At 61.8% G+C, this 18423-nt stretch carries 20 protein-coding genes; 11 read left to right on the top strand and 9 right to left on the bottom strand.

The window, feature by feature from the left end; genetic code table 11:
• Positions 1-85 precede the first annotated feature (85 nt).
• Together BGO80_RS19045 and BGO80_RS19040 are read right to left on the bottom strand one after the other, a co-directional pair.
• A complete protein-coding gene (locus tag BGO80_RS19045; RefSeq protein WP_286722951.1) occupies positions 86-544 on the bottom strand; it encodes a GNAT family N-acetyltransferase in 459 nt (152 codons plus the stop codon).
• A gap of 93 nt (positions 545-637) precedes the next feature.
• Positions 638-952: a chorismate mutase gene (locus BGO80_RS19040; protein ID WP_126151543.1), complete on the bottom strand. Its 315-nt coding sequence runs from the start codon at positions 950-952 to the stop codon at positions 638-640.
• A gap of 259 nt (positions 953-1211) precedes the next feature.
• Here BGO80_RS19040 and BGO80_RS19035 point away from each other — a divergent pair, with 259 nt between their 5' ends.
• Both BGO80_RS19035 and BGO80_RS19030 read left to right on the top strand, forming a co-directional pair.
• Positions 1212-1469: a YjhX family toxin gene (locus BGO80_RS19035; protein WP_286723094.1), complete on the top strand. Its 258-nt coding sequence runs from the start codon at positions 1212-1214 to the stop codon at positions 1467-1469.
• A gap of 79 nt (positions 1470-1548) precedes the next feature.
• Entirely contained in the window at positions 1549-2160 is a 612-nt protein-coding gene (locus tag BGO80_RS19030; RefSeq protein ID WP_286722950.1) for a DUF998 domain-containing protein, read from the top strand.
• A gap of 7 nt (positions 2161-2167) precedes the next feature.
• Here the strand turns inward: BGO80_RS19030 and BGO80_RS19025 are convergent, their stop codons facing one another.
• The 6 genes from BGO80_RS19025 to BGO80_RS19000 all read right to left on the bottom strand — a co-directional run bounded on the left by BGO80_RS19025 (position 2168) and on the right by BGO80_RS19000 (position 5924).
• On the bottom strand, positions 2168-2485 hold the full coding sequence (locus tag BGO80_RS19025; protein ID WP_126151545.1) for a hypothetical protein: 318 nt from the start codon (positions 2483-2485) through the stop codon (positions 2168-2170).
• Between the two features lie 120 nt (positions 2486-2605).
• Positions 2606-4090 (bottom strand): Asp-tRNA(Asn)/Glu-tRNA(Gln) amidotransferase subunit GatA, encoded by a 1485-nt coding sequence (gatA, locus tag BGO80_RS19020; protein ID WP_286722948.1) that lies wholly within the window; start codon positions 4088-4090, stop codon positions 2606-2608.
• A complete protein-coding gene (locus BGO80_RS19015) occupies positions 4083-4541 on the bottom strand; it encodes a hypothetical protein (RefSeq protein ID WP_286722947.1) in 459 nt (152 codons plus the stop codon). The genes gatA and BGO80_RS19015 overlap by 8 nt, the downstream gene beginning before the upstream one ends.
• Positions 4538-5020, bottom strand: a complete 483-nt coding sequence (locus BGO80_RS19010) for a GNAT family N-acetyltransferase (protein WP_286722946.1) — start codon at positions 5018-5020, stop codon at positions 4538-4540. Before BGO80_RS19010 ends, BGO80_RS19015 begins: the two co-directional genes overlap by 4 nt.
• A gap of 2 nt (positions 5021-5022) precedes the next feature.
• A complete protein-coding gene (gene gatC, locus BGO80_RS19005; RefSeq protein ID WP_286722945.1) occupies positions 5023-5310 on the bottom strand; it encodes an Asp-tRNA(Asn)/Glu-tRNA(Gln) amidotransferase subunit GatC in 288 nt (95 codons plus the stop codon).
• An 89-nt stretch (positions 5311-5399) separates the two neighbouring features.
• Positions 5400-5924, bottom strand: coding sequence for a hypothetical protein (locus BGO80_RS19000; RefSeq protein WP_286722944.1), 525 nt, complete (start codon positions 5922-5924; stop codon positions 5400-5402).
• A gap of 119 nt (positions 5925-6043) precedes the next feature.
• Between BGO80_RS19000 and ruvX the strand changes: the two genes are divergently transcribed.
• The 7 genes from ruvX (at position 6044) to BGO80_RS18965 (ending at position 14208) form a co-directional block, all read left to right on the top strand.
• Positions 6044-6451, top strand: a complete 408-nt coding sequence (ruvX, locus tag BGO80_RS18995; RefSeq protein ID WP_286723092.1) for a Holliday junction resolvase RuvX — start codon at positions 6044-6046, stop codon at positions 6449-6451.
• 66 nt (positions 6452-6517) lie between these two features.
• Positions 6518-7489: an aspartate carbamoyltransferase catalytic subunit gene (locus BGO80_RS18990; protein WP_286722943.1), complete on the top strand. Its 972-nt coding sequence runs from the start codon at positions 6518-6520 to the stop codon at positions 7487-7489.
• Positions 7486-8778, top strand: coding sequence for a dihydroorotase (gene pyrC, locus BGO80_RS18985; RefSeq protein ID WP_286722942.1), 1293 nt, complete (start codon positions 7486-7488; stop codon positions 8776-8778). Before BGO80_RS18990 ends, pyrC begins: the two co-directional genes overlap by 4 nt.
• Before the next feature lie 97 nt (positions 8779-8875).
• Complete coding sequence (plsY, locus tag BGO80_RS18980; protein WP_286722941.1) at positions 8876-9484, top strand: glycerol-3-phosphate 1-O-acyltransferase PlsY; 609 nt, start codon at positions 8876-8878, stop codon at positions 9482-9484.
• 2 nt (positions 9485-9486) lie between these two features.
• Positions 9487-10617, top strand: coding sequence for a DNA-processing protein DprA (gene dprA / locus BGO80_RS18975; protein WP_502686567.1), 1131 nt, complete (start codon positions 9487-9489; stop codon positions 10615-10617).
• 109 nt (positions 10618-10726) lie between these two features.
• Entirely contained in the window at positions 10727-13363 is a 2637-nt protein-coding gene (gene topA, locus BGO80_RS18970; protein WP_286722939.1) for a type I DNA topoisomerase, read from the top strand.
• A 143-nt stretch (positions 13364-13506) separates the two neighbouring features.
• Entirely contained in the window at positions 13507-14208 is a 702-nt protein-coding gene (locus BGO80_RS18965; RefSeq protein WP_126151557.1) for a polysaccharide deacetylase family protein, read from the top strand.
• Between the two features lie 36 nt (positions 14209-14244).
• Here the strand turns inward: BGO80_RS18965 and BGO80_RS18960 are convergent, their stop codons facing one another.
• Complete coding sequence (locus BGO80_RS18960; RefSeq protein WP_286722938.1) at positions 14245-15288, bottom strand: dipeptidase; 1044 nt, start codon at positions 15286-15288, stop codon at positions 14245-14247.
• A 119-nt stretch (positions 15289-15407) separates the two neighbouring features.
• Here BGO80_RS18960 and BGO80_RS18955 point away from each other — a divergent pair, with 119 nt between their 5' ends.
• On the top strand, positions 15408-16079 hold the full coding sequence (locus BGO80_RS18955; RefSeq protein ID WP_286722937.1) for a hypothetical protein: 672 nt from the start codon (positions 15408-15410) through the stop codon (positions 16077-16079).
• A 63-nt stretch (positions 16080-16142) separates the two neighbouring features.
• Entirely contained in the window at positions 16143-18422 is a 2280-nt protein-coding gene (gene rnr, locus BGO80_RS18950) for a ribonuclease R (protein ID WP_286722936.1), read from the top strand.
• Position 18423 lies beyond the last annotated feature (1 nt).

Genomic DNA, 18423 nt, shown 5'->3' with positions numbered 1-18423 from the left:
CGTGCTTAGCGATGTTGGGCAAGGGTTGCAACAGGGCTCGGCAGTTGGCGCCGACCTAAAGCCGACGCGAGACGTCAGTGCCGACCTAACCCTCGATAATGCCGCTATAGGGACGCAGGCGCTTTTCCAGGTGGACGCTGGCGAACGGATCGTGCCCGGCTCGCGCATCGGCCTTCAGCGCCAGAATATGGTAGCCCTGCCGCTCATAAAAACGGACGGCCCGAACATGATCGGCAGGCGTTTCGAGCAGGATGCGCTCGGCTCCCTCCAGTTCCAGAATGGTCTCCATGCGGGACAGGAGCTGGGCGCCGATGCCGTGGCCTTGCAATTCGGGCATGACGAAAAGAAACGGGACATAGGACCGGCTCGGGGCGCGCGAACACCAGCCGACCACGACGCCATCGATTTCGGCGCTGATGGCGTGTTGCCAGCCAGACTCCACTGCGCGGACCAGGCGATGGCGTTCCGCCTCCTCCTGCCCCGGCTTATCCGGCAAGATCGGCAAGATGCCGCTCTCCCAGGCACGATAGGCAATGCTGGCCATTGCAGGTCTGTCTGCCTGTATGGCCTTGCGTATGGAGATAGCCGGCATGATCACCCCCGTTTCGGGACGACCCACGCGTGGCGGGTGGCCCGCTTATTTTGCGCGGCGACGTGCCGCGATGATGCCCTTCTCGTAATTGATGTTCCAATCGATCAGGGTCCGCCAGATAAGTTCGGCCTGATCTTCGTCGAGATCAAGGTCCAAACTGCGAGCGCGCACTTTTGCAACGATGGCCTCGATGCGCGCCGGGTCATAGGCCTCGTGCGGGTCGGTCTTGATCTCTGCCATACGGGTCACGTAACCGTGCCGTTCCGCGAACAGGGCGATCAAAGCCTGGTCGATCCGATCGATCTCGGCGCGAACGTCATCCTTGGTTTCGCATTGCGCGGGCATTTTGGCAGCGGTCACGGCACTATCCTCGGCTCAGAAAAAAGCTGTTGCTGGTTTGCACCGTGACCGTACTGAATTCAACCCACTAGCGTCGCAGGCTCTGGTCATTAACGCCGTGCAGGCCTAATTCTACAGCATGTCTAGCCAGTCTGAGATTGCCTGATAGCCCGTCCAAAAGCGGCGGGCATGAGTGAACCAAGCCGCTGCCGCGCGTGATGCCGGCAGGGCTCCGTTTGTTGCGGCCACTTGGCCGCCATTCAGGCTTTCAGACTTTTCCATGGATATTTCCCGGAACGAACAGCGGGTGCTGCACGCCCTCGCGCAGGGTGGCCGTATCGCCGTCATTCGAGACCAACGCGGCAAAATCGCCGAATTCGAGTTTTTCAATCGAGACGGCTGGCTGATGAGCGGCTTGACGCCGCTGATCTTCGACAAACTCAGGGCGAAGAAAGCGATCCGATCGCAAGGCGGAGGCCCCTATAGGATCACGCGGCGTGGTCTGGAATTAGTCCGCAGTCAGGTGGACAATCGGTAAGCCATGGCGGCTTGACGTCGATCAACACACACGCGTCAAATCTGCGCATGGTGGGACTACTCGGTCAGTTGGTGGTGCCATGCGCAGATATATGCTTTTCGCCGGAATTGCGGCACCGATTGTCTATGTCGCCACCGTCCTGGTTGGTGGCGCCATAACCCCAGGATACGACCATCTGTCCCAGCCGGTCAGCGCGCTCTTCGAAACCGGGGCGGTGTATGCCACTCCAATATCGGCGGCATTTGTGGCCTACAATATGCTGCTGCTGGTGTTTGGAGCGGGCCTTTTGGTGAGCGGCCGCATGGATCGTCGCATCTTGCAAGTCGGCGCAGTCATGATCCTTTTCAACGGTCTCTTCGGCGTGCTGATCGAACTGGCACCTATGGATGCACAGGGCACGCCGGTTACGGTGCCCGGCATTGTCCACATGGTGTTGGCAGGATTGCTGGTGCTGACCTGCATAGCCGCCCTTGGCGCCATGGCCTGGGGCTGGCGGGCGCGCCGGCAGTATCCCACCTTCACCAGAACAACCTTGGCGCTATTGGCGGTCATGCTGGTATCGGGCGCGCTGGCGGCAATGGCGTCGGCACAAAGCCTGCCGCTGATGGGATTATATCAGCGGTTGACCATCGGCAGCTATCTGATCTGGATCGCGGCACTCGCCACAATAGAGGCGCGCGCCACCCGATAATGTCGGATCAGTGTCGCGTGACTTCGCTCAGTGCGGCCGCGATGTGCTCCCACTCGGATGAAACGCTGGCGGTGGCGCGGCGCTTGCCGGCGCGGCGGTACCAGTAATCGGCATTGCCCATATCGGCTTCGATCCAGTGCATTAATGCATGGACCCAGTCGAAGGCCTGAACGCCTTCCATGGACTGGACGATATTATGCGCCTTTTCCCATTCGGGACCGACGCGCAGTTCGCCCTTCTTCAGCCACCACAGCGCCTGCAGCGGCTTGCTCATGTCCTTGGGCGGCTCGGACCAATCCAGCGTCGTAAAGATATCAACGGCCATCGGCGTAACCCCTGTCGGCCCGGACGCTGCCAGGGGGCGCGTCACTACCAGTTTAAACTTGTGCATTGGCCGCAAATAGGCCGGAACGGCGGCGCAATCAAGCGCCGCCCGGTATTTGCCTTACCACCAGCGCTTGGGTGCGAAGTCGCCGCCGGCGCTCTTTTCGATGACGCGCGCGGCAGCAAACAGGGTCTCTTCGTCGAAGGGCTTGCCGATAAGCTGCAGGCCCAAGGGAAGCCCCTGCCCGTCCTTGCCAGCCGGAACGGCGATGCCCGGCAGGCCAGCCATGTTTACGGTGACGGTGAAGACGTCGTTGAGGTACATGGCGACCGGATCGGCGGCCAGCGCTTCATCGCCAATGCCGAACGCGGCAGACGGTGTGGCAGGAGTCAGGATGGCGTCGACGCCGGCATTAAAGGCGTCCTCAAAATCCTTCTTGATCAGTGTGCGGACCTGCTGCGCCTTGACGTAATATGCGTCGAAATAGCCTGCGGAGAGCACATAGGTGCCGATCATGATGCGGCGCTTGACCTCGCGACCGAAGCCGGCCGCACGGGTCAGCTCGTAGAGGTCCGTAATGTCCTTGCCCGAAACGCGCAGGCCATATTTCACGCCGTCATAGCGGGCGAGATTGGACGAGGCTTCGGCAGGAGCGACGATGTAGTAAGCAGGCAGCGCGTATTTGGTGTGCGGCAGGGAAATATCCTTGACCGTCGCGCCTTCCGCCTTGAGCCATTCAAGGCCCTGGCTCCAGAGCTTTTCGATCTCCGCGGGCATGCCGTCCATACGATATTCCTTGGGAACACCAATGGTCAGCCCCTTCACCCCGCGCTCGACGGCGGCAGCAAAATCGGGAACCGGAATATCGACACTGGTCGAATCCTTGGGATCGAAGCCGGACATCGATGTCATCAGAATTGCCGCATCCTCGACGGTGCGGGCAATGGGGCCGGCCTGGTCGAGTGAGGAGGCGAAGGCTACGGTGCCCCATCGCGAGGCGCGTCCATAAGTGGGCTTGATGCCGACCGTGCCCGTAAAAGCGGCAGGCTGGCGGATGGAGCCTCCCGTATCGGTCGCGGTCGCGCCAGCGCAAAGCCATGCGGCGACTGCAGCAGCTGAACCACCCGAGGAGCCGCCAGGCACGAGATTGGCATTGCTGCCATCGGCCCTGAACGGGCTGATCACGGGACCGTAGTAGGAGGTCTCGTTAGACGAGCCCATGGCGAATTCGTCCATGTTGAGCTTGCCCAACATGACTGCGCCATCGCGCCAGAGATTGGCGGTGACGGTGGATTCGTATTCCGGCTTGAATCCATCGAGAATGTGGCTGGCAGCCTGAGTGTGGACCCCCTTGGTGGCGAAGAGGTCCTTGATCCCGAGCGGAATGCCTTCCAGCGACCCGCCCTGCCCTTTGCTCAGCTTTTCGTCGCTGACCTTGGCCATGTCGCGGGCCTGTTCCGGCGTAGTGGCTACATAGGCATTCAGGCTCGGATTGGCGGCCTCGATGGCGCCGATATAGGCATCGGTCAGCTCCAGCGCGGTGAAGCTCTTGTCCTTGAGGCCCTTGCGGGCATCGGCGAGGCTGAGTTTGGTCAGGTCAGTCAATGGGTATCTCGCTCAGATTGTCGCAGCGGTGATAAATCGTGGTACCGACCGGAAAGTCGGATGGTGGTGCTTCGCTTCCTGCCAGACCCAGAGTCGTTTCCGTGCCGGAGACAACGAGGATGGAATCCTCACCATTGGGCGCGATGGCAAAGCTGTCCGGATAGAGTTCGCCAGGTAGCGAGCAGACAGCATCGACAAACAGGAGCGGCGTGTTGGGCCGGCTCTTGATGTCGTAGAAATTGCAGTGGAATTCGAGAGACTGGATACCGCCGTCGAAGGTCAGGCTGAGGAAATCCATCTCCACAAACGCGTCGATGCCCTGCGTCTCGATGGCTTGGCACGCCTTCGGCTCGGTGACGTAGAGCTTGCTTTGGTCGATGACGAGGTCCTCCTGGGCGTGGGCGACGCCCACTCCCAGCAGCAGAAGAAGCGGAAGAGCCGTCGATTTCATGCTTTCGCCTCCGCCATCAATGGCAATTCGAAAAAGGCGGACCATTCGCTGTCGGGATAGTCGAGGAACGGGCCACGTGGGACGAAGCCGTAGCGGGTGTAGAGACGATGCGCCTCGGCCATGCCATCACCGGTGCCGGTCTCAAGCATCACGACATCCAGCTTGCGCTCGCGGGCCAGTTCGATGATGCGTTCCAACAAATGCCGGCCAACGCGCTGCCCGCGCACTTCGGGCAAGGTAAACATGCGTTTGACTTCGCCCAATTGGGGGCTGTGTACCTTGAGCGCCCCCATGCCCACCGCCTGCCCCGACTCGTCGCGAGCGACGAACAGCGTGGTATCGCTGCCGGCCATCTGCTCCACAGTCATCTTGAACTGGAACTCTTCCGGGGACAGCGGCAAAAGATGATCATTCAGCGCAGCAACGAGCGCGCGAACGTCATCCTGCAGCGGGGTCTCGATGGCAATCGACACCGCCATTTTTATTCGACCACCTTCGGCACCATGAAGAAATTATCTTCCGAGAGCGGCGCGTTGGCGACGATCTTCTCAGCATAGCCACCGTCGCTGATGATGTCGTCACGGCGGCGCAGGGTCATCGGTGTCACCGAGGTCATAGGCTCGACGCCTTCGACATTGACTTCGCTCAGTTGCTCGACAAAGCCGAGAATGGCGTTGAGCTCCTGCTGGTAGCCGGCGACTTCCTCCTCCTCGATGCGGATGCGCGCGAGGCGCCCGATGCGCTTGACGGTGGCGGCGTCGACGGACATGGCAAACTCCAACTGGGATAACGGCGTCTTCGTCGCGTTATTAGCAACGCGCCGGGCATAATGACAATGAAAATGGCTTATGCGTCGGATCAGACTTCCACGGCAAGGCCAGGGGAGAGAGCCAACAGCCCTGCTCCGTCGAGTTTGGCAGGCAATTGAATAAAGGCTGCCTCGACCTCGGCGTCGCTACCCGCTAATGCGATGAGGCGTGGAATCACCGCATCAACCAGCTGTTCGCTTCGCCGCATCAACTGCTGCCCGGCAAGAATGACGATCGCCTTTTCGGCCCAACGACCCAGTGTCGGCAAGGGACCGGCGATTAACAGCAACGGCGCATCTTCGTCGGCATCCAGCAAAATGCAATCGGGCCCGAGCGACCAGATGTCGACGGGCCGAGGCAGATCACCGGCATCGAGCAGGCGCTCCCGCGGGCGGGGTCTCCATGTCCGCGCATCGAGAAGCGGCTCATTCACGTTGCGTTCAATTACCCGATCAGCACCACTCAGCACCTCAGCAGCATCCACCCCATTCGGGGCTGCAGCAGCATCAAGTACAATGATCTGACCACCAATATGCAGGCGAAAGGCGGTGTTTCCGAACCAGGTAAGTTTCATCAGCCCTTTTCCTTCGCCAACCGACATGCCACAGCCTATAGGACAATTACTTCCCATTCAGCGAGCCCCACGTGACCCTCGACAATCCCCTCGCCGAAATTCCGCAGACCGGCAAAATCATGGGGCTCGATCTCGGGACTAAGACCATTGGGGTCGCGATCTCAGACGGCATGCGCTATTCGGCCACGCCGCTCGAGACGATCAAGCGGACCAAATTCACGCAGGATGCGGAGCGGATCCTCGAACTGATCACGCAAAATCAGGTGGTTGCCCTGATCCTGGGACTTCCGCTCAACATGGATGGGACGGAGGGACCGCGCGTCCAATCGACAAGGGCCTTTGCCCGCAATCTCGCGCCCAGGATCAACCTGCCTATCGCCTTCTGGGATGAACGCCTCTCGACCTCGGCTGTGACCCGCATGATGATTGAAGCCGACCTTCGCCGCGACCGCCGCGCCGAAGTGGTCGACAAGCTCGCTGCCAGCTACATTCTGCAAGGGGCTTTGGATCGGTTACGGCGAGTATAATCGTCCATGGGACTTGCCCCCTGCCCGCCCCTCCGCTAGACCGCAGCAAATCGCAAGGGATGCGACATGCCGCAGCAGAATTCTCCCGCCGGGCAATCCGGTGACTTCCCCCCGTTCGCCCAGCGACACCTCATTTCCATTGCCGATCTGAAGCAGCACGAAATCATCGACCTGCTGGATCGCGCCGAGCAAATGATCGCCATTTCTCGGCAGGAGCGGAAGTCGCTTCCGACGCTGTCTGGCAAGACGCAGATCAATCTGTTCTTCGAGCCATCGACGCGCACCCAGTCCTCGTTCGAGATCGCCGGAAAGCGCTTGGGCGCGCTGGTGGTCAACATGTCGGTCAAGACCTCGTCGGTTTCGAAGGGCGAAACGCTGATCGACACTGCGGCGACCCTCAACGCGATGCGGCCGGACGTGCTGGTGGTGCGTCATTCTGCGGCCGGGGCGGTCGAACTGCTGAGCCAGAAGGTCGGCTGCTCGGTGGTCAATGCCGGAGACGGCGCGCATGAGCACCCGACCCAGGCGCTGCTCGATGCCCTGACAATCCGTAACCACAAGGGCACGCTTGCTGGACTGACCGTCGCCATTTGCGGCGATATCGCCAATTCGCGCGTCGCACGATCAAACCTGCTGCTGCTAGGCGCGCTGCATGTGCGCACCCGCGTCATTGCTCCACGCAACCTGCTTCCAGCAGGCATTGAAAACTTGGCCACCGAGGTGTTCACCGACATGGAAGCGGGGCTCAAGGGGGTCGACGTGGTGATGATGCTGCGCCTGCAGCACGAGCGCGCCAACGGCAAGATGATCCCCTCGGTTCGCGAATACTACCGCTTTTATGGGCTCGACGAGGCCAAGCTGGCCTATGCCAAATCCGATGCCATCGTCATGCATCCCGGTCCTATGAACCGCGGCGTGGAGATCGATCCCGCCATTGCCGATGGTTCCCGCTCGGTGATCACCGACCAGGTCGAAATGGGGGTGGCCGTGCGCATGGCCGTGCTTGATGCCCTGCTTCCTGCGAGGAATGACGCATGACCCGGCCCCTGCTTATCGAAAACGCGCGTGTCGTCGATCCGGCCTCGGCCACCGACCAGATGGGCGCCGTCCTGATCGAAGATGGTCGCATCACTGATATCGCCCTCGGCGGGCCAGTCGGCGTGCCGGATGGTGCTGAGGTGATCAATGCCAAGGGGCTGGTGTTGTCGCCGGGCCTGGTCGACATGCGGGTCTTTGTGGGTGAACCTGGCAAGGAGTATCGAGAGACGCTCGCTTCGGCCGGTGCCGCAGCCGTGGCGGGTGGTGTGACATCGTTCGTGATGATGCCGGACACCACCCCCGTGGTGGATGATGGGGCACTGGTGGACTTCCTTATCCGCCGTGCGGAGGCGCAATCCCCTGCCCGCATCCTGCCTGCGGCTGCGATCACCAAGGGGCTGGCCGGCAAGGAGATGACGGAGTTTGGCTTGTTGAAAGAAGCCGGCGCGGTTTGTCTCACCGATGGTGCGCAATCGATCCAGTCCAGCGCGCTGCTGCGGGCGGCGATGAGCTATGCCGCCAATTTCGACATGGCCTTCGTGCATCAGGCTGCCGACGCGGCACTGGTTGGCGACGGCGTGATGAATGAGGGTTTCTTTGCCACCATTCTCGGGCTCAAGGGCATCCCCCGCGAAGCTGAGACCATTCCCCTGGCGCGCGACCTGCAACTGGCTGCGCTTGCCAAGGTGCGTTACCACGCAGCCCAGATTTCAACAGCGGTTTCGGTGGAGCTGGTGCAGGCGGCCAAGGCCAGGAATGGCCGGATCACCGCTGGGGCGTCGATCAACAATCTCTGCCTCAACGAAAACGACATCGGCCGCTACCGCACCTATTTCAAGCTCAACCCGCCGCTACGAGGCGAGGACGATCGACGCGCCTTGGTCGATGGCTTGCGTGCCGGGGTCATCGATACCATCCACTCCGACCACGACCCGCAGGACACCGAGGTAAAGCGCCAGCCCTTTGCCGAGGCTTCCAACGGCGCCATTGGCCTTGAAACGCTGCTGAGTGCGGCGCTGCGGATGGTGCATGCGGAGGAAATCGACCTGCTCACACTGCTGCGGGCCATGACCATTCGCCCGGCGCAGATTCTCGGACTCGAGAGTGGCCGCATTGCCAGAGGCGCGCCTGCCGACCTGATCCTGATCGATCTCGACTATCCCTGGCAGGTGACCGAGGCTTCGCTTCGCTCCAAGTCTCGTAATACCAGCTTCGAGGGCGCGCGCCTTGCCGGCAAGGTGATGCGCACCATTGTCGGTGGCAAAACCGTCTACCAGTTAGCAGAGTAAGGTGGGGCACCGCAGTTCTCAACATTCCTCACGCCGGCCCTCTTGTGAAAGCGGGGTGGCTGAGGGTAGTTCTCTTGGTTAACGAGGGAGACAGAACATGCCCACCGAAATCCTGCCGCTGCTTTACGCGCTGGTCCTCGGCTATCTGTGCGGGTCTATCCCTTTCGGGTTGATCCTGACTCGTGCTGCCGGACTCGGGGACATCCGCGCCATTGGCTCCGGCAATATCGGGGCCACCAATGTACTGCGCACCGGCAATAAGGGTCTGGCCGCCGGCACGCTGGTGCTCGACGCCCTCAAAGCGGTCATCCCGGTGCTTCTGGCCCGTCACTTCTGGGGCGAAGACGCCGCTCGTGTCGCGGCCCTGGGTGCCTTTCTGGGACATTGTTTTCCGGTCTGGCTCGGCTTCAAGGGTGGCAAGGGCGTCGCAGTCATGATCGGCTCGCTATTGGCGCTCAACTGGATTGTCGGCCTGATTTTCTGCGCCGTCTGGCTGCTCATCGCCTTCACCCGCAAGATTTCCTCGCTGGCCGCGCTCACAGCTGCCGCAACCGCGCCGATCTTCGCCTATGTGCTGGGCAGCGAACGCCTGGCGCTGGTGGTGACGGGCATCGCTCTATTGCTGTTCTTCCAGCATCGGGAAAATATCGCGCGACTGATCAAGGGCACTGAGCCCAGTATCGGCGGCGGCAGGAAAGCGGCCTGATCATGGTTCGGGGCCGGGTGACCACAGAGCTCACGCCGGCCCAACGCATCGCCTGGCTTCGCCTGCTGCGGACCGACAATGTCGGCCCGGTCACCTTCCGCCAATTGCTCAATCGCTTCGGCTCGGCAGAGGCAGCCATTGCCGCCTTGCCCACGCTCTCCGGCAAGTCGAGTCGTACACTCAGCGTCATTTCCCAGTCCCAGGCGGAAGACGAAATGGCCGGGCTGAGCCGCTATGGCGCCCGACTGGTGGCGCAGGGCGAAAGTGATTACCCGCCCCACCTGCTGCATATCGCTGCATCGCCGCCGCTCTTGACCATGGCAGGCGGCGATCGGGTGGATTGGTTGCGAACGGTTGGCGTGGTCGGAGCGCGCAACGCGTCCTCGGCCGGCGTCAAGATGACACGGCTGCTGGCTGAAGAACTGGGCGCGCTGGGTTACACGGTGGTTTCGGGCCTGGCACGCGGCATAGATGCGGCGGCCCACCGTGCCAGCCTCAATACCGGAACGGTCGCTGTACTGGCGGGCGGCTTCGATCGCATCTATCCCGACGAAAACATCCCGCTGGCCCACGACATTCTCGATAATGGCGGGACATTGTTGACCGAAATGCCGCTGGGCTGGGAGCCACGGGCGCGCGATTTCCCCAGGCGCAACCGGCTGGTTTCTGGCTTATCGTTGGGCATTGTCGTGGTCGAGGCCGCAAAGCGATCTGGCTCGTTGATCACTGCCCGGCTGGCATTGGAACAGAACCGCGACGTCTTCGCGGTTCCCGGGTCGCCGCTCGATCCGCGCGCCGAGGGTGGAAACGCCTTGATTCAGCAAGGGGCGCGGCTGATCACCAGTGCGAGGGACATCGTGGAGGTGCTGGGCAGCGCCGACCCTGCCCGCAGCGCCCTCTTCGATCCGGAATGGCTGCCGGATGGCGAATTCGGTGCCGACGAGGCCATGCCGGCAGAAAGTGATCGCGAGCGGCTGCTGGCCGCTTTATCGACGACACCGATCGAGGTGGATGAACTGGTGGCGCAAACCGGGATTGCCCCGGCCACCATGCAGATCCTGCTGCTCGAGCTTGATCTCGGGGGACGCATCGAGTGGTCGAGCGGTCAGTTGGTGGCGTTGCGGTTTAGCTGAGCCACGGCGCTGAGCGGACAGCGCGCCGAAAATACGCCCCGTTGACACCGGCATTTGCGTTCACCATGTTGCGCGCTCTTTGAGAGTGCGTTGCGGAACGGATAGCGGAATGAAGGTCGTCGTCGTTGAAAGTCCGGCTAAAGCCAAGACAATCAACAAATATCTGGGCAAGGACTATGAGGTTCTTGCCAGCTTCGGCCACGTTCGTGACCTGCCGGCCAAGGATGGCTCGGTGCGTCCCGACGAGGATTTCGCCATGTCCTGGGAAGTGGACACCGCGTCCAAGAAGCGCATTTCCGACATTGCCGGTGCGCTCAAGGGCGCCGACGGATTGATCCTCGCAACCGACCCTGATCGCGAGGGCGAGGCGATCTCCTGGCATATCCTGGATGTGCTGCGGCAGAAAAAGGCGCTGAAAAAAGACACGCCGGTGCAGCGCGTGGTGTTCAACGCCATCACCAAGGACGCGGTCACCGCGGCCATGGCCAAGCCCCGCGACATCGACATGCCGCTGGTCGATGCCTATCTGGCGCGGCGCGCGCTCGACTACCTGGTCGGCTTCACGCTCTCCCCCATTCTCTGGCGCAAGCTGCCGGGCTCGCGCTCTGCTGGCCGTGTGCAATCGGTGACGCTTCGCCTGGTCTCTGACCGCGAAGCCGAGATCGAGAAGTTCAAGGCCGATGAATATTGGTCGGTCGAGGCCCAACTGGCGCAGTCTGGCAAGAATTTTGTCGCGCGCCTTTTCTCGGTCGACGGCGAGAAGACGGACAAGCTCGACATCAAGACCGGCGAGGACGCGACGGCGCTGAAGACGCTGATCGAAGCCGGGCAGTTCAACGTCGCCAATGTCGAGAAGAAACCGACCAAGCGCAATCCCTACGCCCCGTTTACCACCTCCTCGCTGCAGCAGGATGCCTCCTCGCGCCTCGGGCTGTCGCCGAACCGCACCATGCAAATCGCGCAGCGGCTCTACGAAGACGGTCTCATCACCTATATGCGTACCGACGCCGTGCAGATGGCGCCTGAAGGCATTGCCATGGCGCGTTCGGTAATCGGGAAATACTTCGGCGAGGAATACCTGCCGGAGAAGGCCCGCATCTACCAGACCAAGGCCAAGAACGCCCAGGAAGCGCACGAGGCCATCCGTCCCACCGACATGTTCAAGCGGCCCGAGCAGCTCAATCTGGATGCCGACCAGTCCAAGCTCTATGGGTTGATCTGGAAGCGTACCCTTGCCAGTCAGATGGCTTCCGCCGAAATTGACCGCACCACGGTTGATATCGCGGTCAATGTTCCGGCCCGCGCCCTGATGTTGCGCGCCACCGGCTCCGTCGTCACCTTCCCCGGCTTCCTCACTCTTTATGGCGTCGAGGCCAAGACCGATGGCGAGGACGACGAGGATGGCCGCGAGCTGCCCCCGCTGAAAATCGGTGACAAGCCCGAGCTCAAGAAGGTCGAGATCGAGCAGCATTTCACCCAGCCGCCCGCCCGCTATACCGAGGCGAGCCTGATCAAGAAGATGGAAGAGCTGGGGATCGGCCGTCCCTCGACCTATGCGGCTACGGTGACGACGCTCAAAGACCGCGATTATGTGCGCCTGGAAGGCAAGGCGCTGCATCCGGAAGATCGCGGCCGCATCGTCACGGCCTTCCTCGAGAGCTTTTTCACCCGCTATGTAGAGTACGGATTCACTGCAGGGCTCGAAGAACAGCTGGACGAAATCTCGGCAGGCGACCTCGACTACAAGCAGGTGCTGCGTGACTTCTGGCGCGACTTCATGGGCAATGTCGAGGAGATCAAGGACCTTCGCGTGTCCGAAGTGCTCGACGCGCTCAATGACCTGCTGGCCGACCACATCTTCCCGCCCAAGGAAGATGGTTCCGATCCACGCCGCTGCCCGACCTGCGGCACCGGCACACTGTCTCTGAAACTGGGCAAGTTCGGCGCTTTCATCGGCTGCTCGAATTATCCCGAATGCAAGCATACCATGCAGCTGTCCGATGCGGCCTCGGGCCAGTCATCGGAAGCCGCAGCGGGCGATGGCGTGCTGGGTACAGATCCGGAAAGCGGCGAGGAGGTTTTCCTCAAGACCGGCCGCTTCGGCCCTTATGTGCAGCTCGGTGACGGCAAGGAGCCCAAGCGCTCCTCGCTGCCCAAGGGCTGGGAGACTGGGGCATTGACGCTGGACAAGGCGCTGCAATTGCTGTCGCTGCCGCGTGAAGTGGGTCTGCATCCCGAGACTGGCCTGCCGATATCAGCCGGTATCGGACGGTACGGGCCATTTGTCCTGCATGACGGCAAATATGCCAATCTGCCGGATGTCGAAGAGGTGTTCACGGTCGGGCTGAACCGCGCCGTAGACCTCATTGCGCAGAAGGCTGCCGGTGGGTTCAAGCGTGGTGGCGGTGCTGCCGTGGCTGCCATTCAGACTTTTGAGCACGACAACGGTGCCATCACCGTGCGCGCCGGCCGCTATGGCCCCTATGTCAACCAGGGCAAGGTCAACGCCACCATCCCCAAGGATGTGAAGCCGGAAGACGTGACGCTGGAGCAGGCCGTGCAGTGGATTGCTGCCCGCGCCGAAGTGACCGGCACCAAAGTGAAGAAGGCGCCGGCCAAAAAGGCACCAGCTAAGAAGGCGGCTGCAGCCAAGACCGATACCGCCGCAAAGAAAGCGCCGGCCAAGAAGGCAGCGCCTAAGAAGACGGCAGCCAAGAAGGTGGCCGACGAAGACGTTCCATTTTAATGGTGTGACGCGCACTCGGGTACGCCCGAGTGTGGCTTGGTCATTGAGGTCTCTGCCGTCAGTCAGTGACCTCAACGCGCAAATCTGCTTGCGACTCGGTCGCCTGACTGACCACTCTGAGGTCAAATCCGGCGGAGATGGCGATGCGGCTGATCGTGACTGTCTGTGTGGCGGCAATGTTGAGCCTGGCGCCCGCAATTGCGGGCACATTGCTCGAACCGGCCCTGCACCTTCCAAAGGCGCAGTCGAGCGTGCCGCGCGTGGCGGTGACCCTGGATGCCTGCTCCGGCGATATCGACCATCGCATCCTTGACGTCATTATCTCTGAGAACATTCCGGTGACCCTGTTCGTCACCGAGCGCTGGCTGCTGGTCAATGCCGAGACTGTGGCGGTGCTGGCGAGGCGGCCGGACCTGTTCAACATCGAAAATCACGGTCGCAATCATGTTCCGGCGGTCACCGGAACGGAAAAGCCTTATGGCATCACCCCCGCCGGCACCCTGGCCGCGGTTGACGACGAAGTGCTGGGCGGCGCCCAGGCGATCATTGCCAGCTTTGGTACCAAGCCCGGTTGGTTCCGCGGTGCTACGGCGCTCTATACCCAGGACGCGCTGGATGAAATCGGCCGTCTCGGCTTTCGCGTTGCCGGTTTTTCGCTCAATGCCGACTACGGCGCGACCGCCTCGGCGGCAGCGGCGGAGGCGCAAATCCGCAAAGCCAAGGATGGCGATGTCATCATCGCCCATATCAACCAGCCCAAACGCGCCGCTGGCGAGGGCATTGCTCGGGGTCTGATGGAACTGAAACGGAGTGGTTACCAGTTCGTTCGGCTGGGCGACCTTTAAGCCCTTGCGCGACACCTCACGGACGGCGGGCCCACCTCAGCCGATGGTCCGTTCAATCAGGCTCAGCCAGTTGTCCAGTGCGATCTTGCGCACCAGCGTTTCGCCATAGCCTTTGTCCATGAGCGCCTGCAGTAGTCTTGGCACGCCGGTGACATCGCCGATATCGGCCGGAACCATGGCGCCGTCGAAGTCGCTGCCGAGGGCGACACCATCTTCGCCTACGGCCTCGATGAGTGCATCGACATGGCGCACCATCAGCTCGATGGGCGTGTCGGCGACAAACCGTCCATCGGGGCGCAGAAAGCCCGTGGCATAGTTCAGGCCGACGATGCCGCTGCTCTCGCGAATGGCGGCAAGCTGCCAATCCATGAGATTGCGAGTCGAGGGGCAGATGGCGTGGACATTGGAATGGGTCGCAACGAGCGGCGCCGTCGAAATGGCGGCAACGTCGCGGAACCCGGCAGCGTTGAGATGGCTGAGATCGACGAGCACGTTTCGCTCATTGCACAGCTGGACCAAAGCTTTGCCGGCATCGCTCAAACCCGGGCCGATTTCAGGATCGGCATTGTGCCGGAAAGGCACGCCGGTGCCAAAGGCATTGGCGCGGCTCCAGGTTATCCCGATGGACCGCAGGCCCGCCGCATAGAGCACTTCGAAACTGTCGAAGGCCGGATCGATGGCTTCAGCACCTTCGATATGAAAAATGGCCGCCATTCGCTCGGCGGCTATAGCGCTACGGATATCGGCGACCGAGCGGCAAACCGACAGTGCGCCCAAGCGCTCGAGGCGATAGAGCAGCGCCGCCATGGCGAAGGTCGAGCGCTGCGCCGGAGCGAGATCGAGGTCGGGCGGCAATTGTCCGTCGCCCATGGGGTTTGCAGCCACCCCGGCAAGGCTGGTCGCGAGAGGCGGCGGGAACATTGCGAAAAAGCCCCCAGCCATGCCGGCGGAGCGGGCGCGCGGCAGATCGATATGGCCGTCTGTCGTGCCGTCGATGAACATCGCGGCCTTATCCTGCCGCGCATGATCCACCAGACGCAGCAGGGTGTCATTGTGGCCGTCGAAAAATGGAATGTTCATGGAATCGCTCTCTTTGAGCGTTCCATCCAACCCGCTGCCGATGCCGATCACAACCCCAACTTAAATATTGGCTCAGTGAGCTATTAAAGCTATATTCGAGTTCCAATTGGGAATTCGCCATGCGCTTCATTACCACTGCCGTTACGTTTGTAGTGCTCGCCCTGACCGGCAGCCACGCTTCCGCCGCCGAGGTTCAGGCAGGCGATCACTTTCAGATCGACGACAAGGGCACTATGGCCCGCATCCTGTCATGCTGGACCACGCCCTACCCCAAATGCAGCTTCCGCTATGAGCATCCGGACGGCACGATGGGCCCGGAAATAGAGGGCTGGAACGAAGATCTCGCCAAGCAGCGGGACGCCTGGGCTCGCCCTGCCCCACAGCCAGGCCCCATCACACCGGTCAATGACTTGGCGCAAAGCTGCGAAATGACGCAATATGCCGGGATCGTCGATGGCAGCGTTACCGCGTCCGATGACTTGATGCGCCAGTTGATCCGCGACTACTTCACCGGGGTAGCCACGGACGGATATGACGTAAGCGTCACCATCCATTCACTCGTTCACGGCGACCCCTTCTACAATACGCGCTCGATGCTCGAGGGTCAGGGCGCGACCCTGGTGACCAATGGCGCGCCTGAAAACGCGGTCATTTATCCGATGCGCGTTAAGCTTTCAGTATGTGAGGAGGAATCGCAATCCACCGCCCAGATCGTCGATCACGACTGGGAGCTCTATTGCTTCGTGGACGAATACAGCCAGTGGCGCTGCGGTGTCGCCGAAAGTTACTGACCTCGATTTGGCAAAGCGGGGCGAGTGCCTTATCTAAGGGGCTCATCCCGCAGAAACCGAATAATGGCCAAAACACCAAAATCCAAAAACACTTCCGGCCCCAAGCGTGCTGTGCAGACGCGCGCCTCGGAACTCCCGAGCCGCGAGCAGCTCCTCGCTGCCCTGGCTGAACAGGACGACATCAAGGGCAAGCGTGACCTGGCAAAAGTGTTCGGCATTCGGGGGGACATGCGCCGGCCATTCAAGGCCATGCTAGCCGAGCTGGAAGGCGAAGGGGTGATCACCCGGACCCGCAAGGCGCTGCGCCGCACCGCGGCCCTGCCCCATGTGACTGTGCTCGATATTCCCAGCGATGCCGATCCGGACAATCTGCATGCCTTTCCGGCGCAGTGGAATCCTGAAGAAGGCGAGATGCCGCGCGTTCGGGTCCTGGTCGATGCCCATTCCAGGGTAGCCCCTGCCCCCGGCGACCGCATCCTCGCCCGGATCGATGCGGGCGACGGTCCCGTTCCGGACTATTCAGCCAAGCCGATGAAGGTGCTCGACAAGCCACGTCGGGCGCAGATCGGCATCGTGCGCATGGACAATGAGGGCGCACGCCTCATTCCGGTGGATCGCAAGCAGAAGGAAATGCGCATTCCGCTGGGCGATCTTGGCAATGCCGCCGATGGCGATCTGGTCGAGGTCGAGGTGAAGCTGTCCGGCCGGCTGATGATCCCGCGCGCTCGGGTGACCAATGTGATCGGCAACCCGGCCTCGGAGGGCGCGGTTTCCCTGATTGCCATCCACAGCCTCGAAATTCCGTACAAGTTCCCCAATAGCGTCATCCGCGAGGCAGAAGAGGCCAAGGAGGCCACGCTTAAAGGGCGCGAAGACTGGCGCGATCTGCCGCTGGTGACGATCGACCCGCCTGACGCCAAGGATCACGATGACGCCGTGCACGCCGCCAAGGATGAGGATGCAGCCAATCCCGGTGGTTTCGTTGTCACTGTCGCCATTGCGGACGTCGCCGCCTATGTACGCCCTGGCACAGCGCTGGACCGGGAGGCCTATCTGCGCGGCAATTCGGTCTACTTCCCCGACCGCGTGGTGCCGATGCTGCCGGAGCGCATTTCCAACGATCTGTGCTCGCTGAAGCAAGGAGAAGCACGCGCCGCGCTCGCCGTGCGTATGGTTCTGGGGGCCGATGGCCGCAAACGCAGCCACACTTTCCACCGCATTCTCATGCGCTCGGCCGCTAAACTCAGCTACCAGCAGGCGCAAGCGGCCATCGACGGCAATCCCGATGATCAGACAGGACCACTGCTGGAGCCTATCCTGCGGCCGCTCTGGGCGGCCTATGCGGCGATGGCAAAGGCGCGCGACCATCGTGGGCCGCTCGATCTCGACCTGCCGGAACGCAAGATCGTGCTCGATGGCAAGGGCATGGTGGCAGACATCCGCATTCCCGAGCGGCTGGACGCGCACAGGCTGATCGAAGAGATGATGATCCTGGCCAATGTGGCCGCGGCCGAGACGCTGGAGCAAAAGCGCAGCGAATTGCTCTATCGCGTGCATGACGAGCCATCCTCGGAAAAGCTGCAGGCCCTGCGCGATTTCCTGGGGAGCCTCGACATTTCGGTCAAGAAAACTGATGCGGTGCGCGCTTCGGACTTCAACGGCATTCTTCATCAGGCGCGCAAGGCCGGCAATATCGAGCAGGTCAGCGAGATGGTCCTGCGAAGCCAAGCGCAGGCCGAGTATGCGGCGGAGAACTATGGTCATTTCGGCCTCAATCTCGACCGCTATGCCCATTTCACCTCACCCATTCGTCGATATGCCGACCTCATCGTGCACCGAGCGCTGATCCGGGCACTCGGATTGGGCGACGATGGCCTGAGCGAGCAGGAAGCCACGAAGCTCCCAGGCATTGCCCAGCATATTTCGGCCACCGAACGCCGCGCCATGATGGCGGAACGCGAGACCTCTGATCGTCTGCTGGCGCAGTTCCTGGCGACCAAGATCGGCGCTCGATTCGACGGCCGGATCTCTGGCGTTACCCGGTCGGGCCTCTTCATCCGCCTCATCGAAACCGGGGCCGATGGCTTTGTGCCGGCTTCGACGCTGGGCCAGGACTATTATCGCTATGTCGAGGAACGCCAGGCGATGATCGGCGAGCGCTCCGGCGAAACATTTGCGCTCGGCGACCGCGTCGAGGTGCGTCTGCTCGAGGCCGCCCCGGTAGCCGGGGCACTCCGCTTCGAGCTCCTGACCGAAGGTAGGCGCGGCAATCCGCCATCTGGCCGCCGGGCCTCGAAGGGCCCATCTAGGAGCTTCGGCCAAAAGGGTCGGAGAAAGAGGTAAG

It is taken from the genome of Devosia sp. 63-57 (assembly GCF_001899045.1).
Taxonomy (GTDB): domain Bacteria; phylum Pseudomonadota; class Alphaproteobacteria; order Rhizobiales; family Devosiaceae; genus Devosia; species Devosia equisanguinis.
This window is presented reverse-complemented; position numbering and strand designations above follow the sequence as displayed.

What these genes read in the sequence shown, in the direction of transcription:
- BGO80_RS19045 (WP_286722951.1), bottom strand. Translation starts at nt 544, where the DNA reads ATGGCCAGCATTGCCTATCGTGCCTGGGAGAGCGGCATCTTGCCGATC.
- BGO80_RS19035 (WP_286723094.1), top strand. Translation starts at nt 1,212, where the DNA reads ATGGATATTTCCCGGAACGAACAGCGGGTGCTGCACGCCCTCGCGCAG.
- BGO80_RS19030 (WP_286722950.1), top strand. Translation starts at nt 1,549, where the DNA reads ATGCGCAGATATATGCTTTTCGCCGGAATTGCGGCACCGATTGTCTAT.
- BGO80_RS19025 (WP_126151545.1), bottom strand. Translation starts at nt 2,485, where the DNA reads ATGGCCGTTGATATCTTTACGACGCTGGATTGGTCCGAGCCGCCCAAG.
- BGO80_RS19015 (WP_286722947.1), bottom strand. Translation starts at nt 4,541, where the DNA reads ATGAAATCGACGGCTCTTCCGCTTCTTCTGCTGCTGGGAGTGGGCGTC.
- BGO80_RS19010 (WP_286722946.1), bottom strand. Translation starts at nt 5,020, where the DNA reads ATGGCGGTGTCGATTGCCATCGAGACCCCGCTGCAGGATGACGTTCGC.
- gatC (WP_286722945.1), bottom strand. Translation starts at nt 5,310, where the DNA reads ATGTCCGTCGACGCCGCCACCGTCAAGCGCATCGGGCGCCTCGCGCGC.
- BGO80_RS19000 (WP_286722944.1), bottom strand. Translation starts at nt 5,924, where the DNA reads ATGAAACTTACCTGGTTCGGAAACACCGCCTTTCGCCTGCATATTGGT.
- ruvX (WP_286723092.1), top strand. Translation starts at nt 6,044, where the DNA reads ATGGGGCTCGATCTCGGGACTAAGACCATTGGGGTCGCGATCTCAGAC.
- BGO80_RS18990 (WP_286722943.1), top strand. Translation starts at nt 6,518, where the DNA reads ATGCCGCAGCAGAATTCTCCCGCCGGGCAATCCGGTGACTTCCCCCCG.
- pyrC (WP_286722942.1), top strand. Translation starts at nt 7,486, where the DNA reads ATGACCCGGCCCCTGCTTATCGAAAACGCGCGTGTCGTCGATCCGGCC.
- plsY (WP_286722941.1), top strand. Translation starts at nt 8,876, where the DNA reads ATGCCCACCGAAATCCTGCCGCTGCTTTACGCGCTGGTCCTCGGCTAT.
- dprA (WP_502686567.1), top strand. Translation starts at nt 9,487, where the DNA reads ATGGTTCGGGGCCGGGTGACCACAGAGCTCACGCCGGCCCAACGCATC.
- topA (WP_286722939.1), top strand. Translation starts at nt 10,727, where the DNA reads ATGAAGGTCGTCGTCGTTGAAAGTCCGGCTAAAGCCAAGACAATCAAC.
- BGO80_RS18965 (WP_126151557.1), top strand. Translation starts at nt 13,507, where the DNA reads ATGCGGCTGATCGTGACTGTCTGTGTGGCGGCAATGTTGAGCCTGGCG.
- BGO80_RS18960 (WP_286722938.1), bottom strand. Translation starts at nt 15,288, where the DNA reads ATGAACATTCCATTTTTCGACGGCCACAATGACACCCTGCTGCGTCTG.
- BGO80_RS18955 (WP_286722937.1), top strand. Translation starts at nt 15,408, where the DNA reads ATGCGCTTCATTACCACTGCCGTTACGTTTGTAGTGCTCGCCCTGACC.
- rnr (WP_286722936.1), top strand. Translation starts at nt 16,143, where the DNA reads ATGGCCAAAACACCAAAATCCAAAAACACTTCCGGCCCCAAGCGTGCT.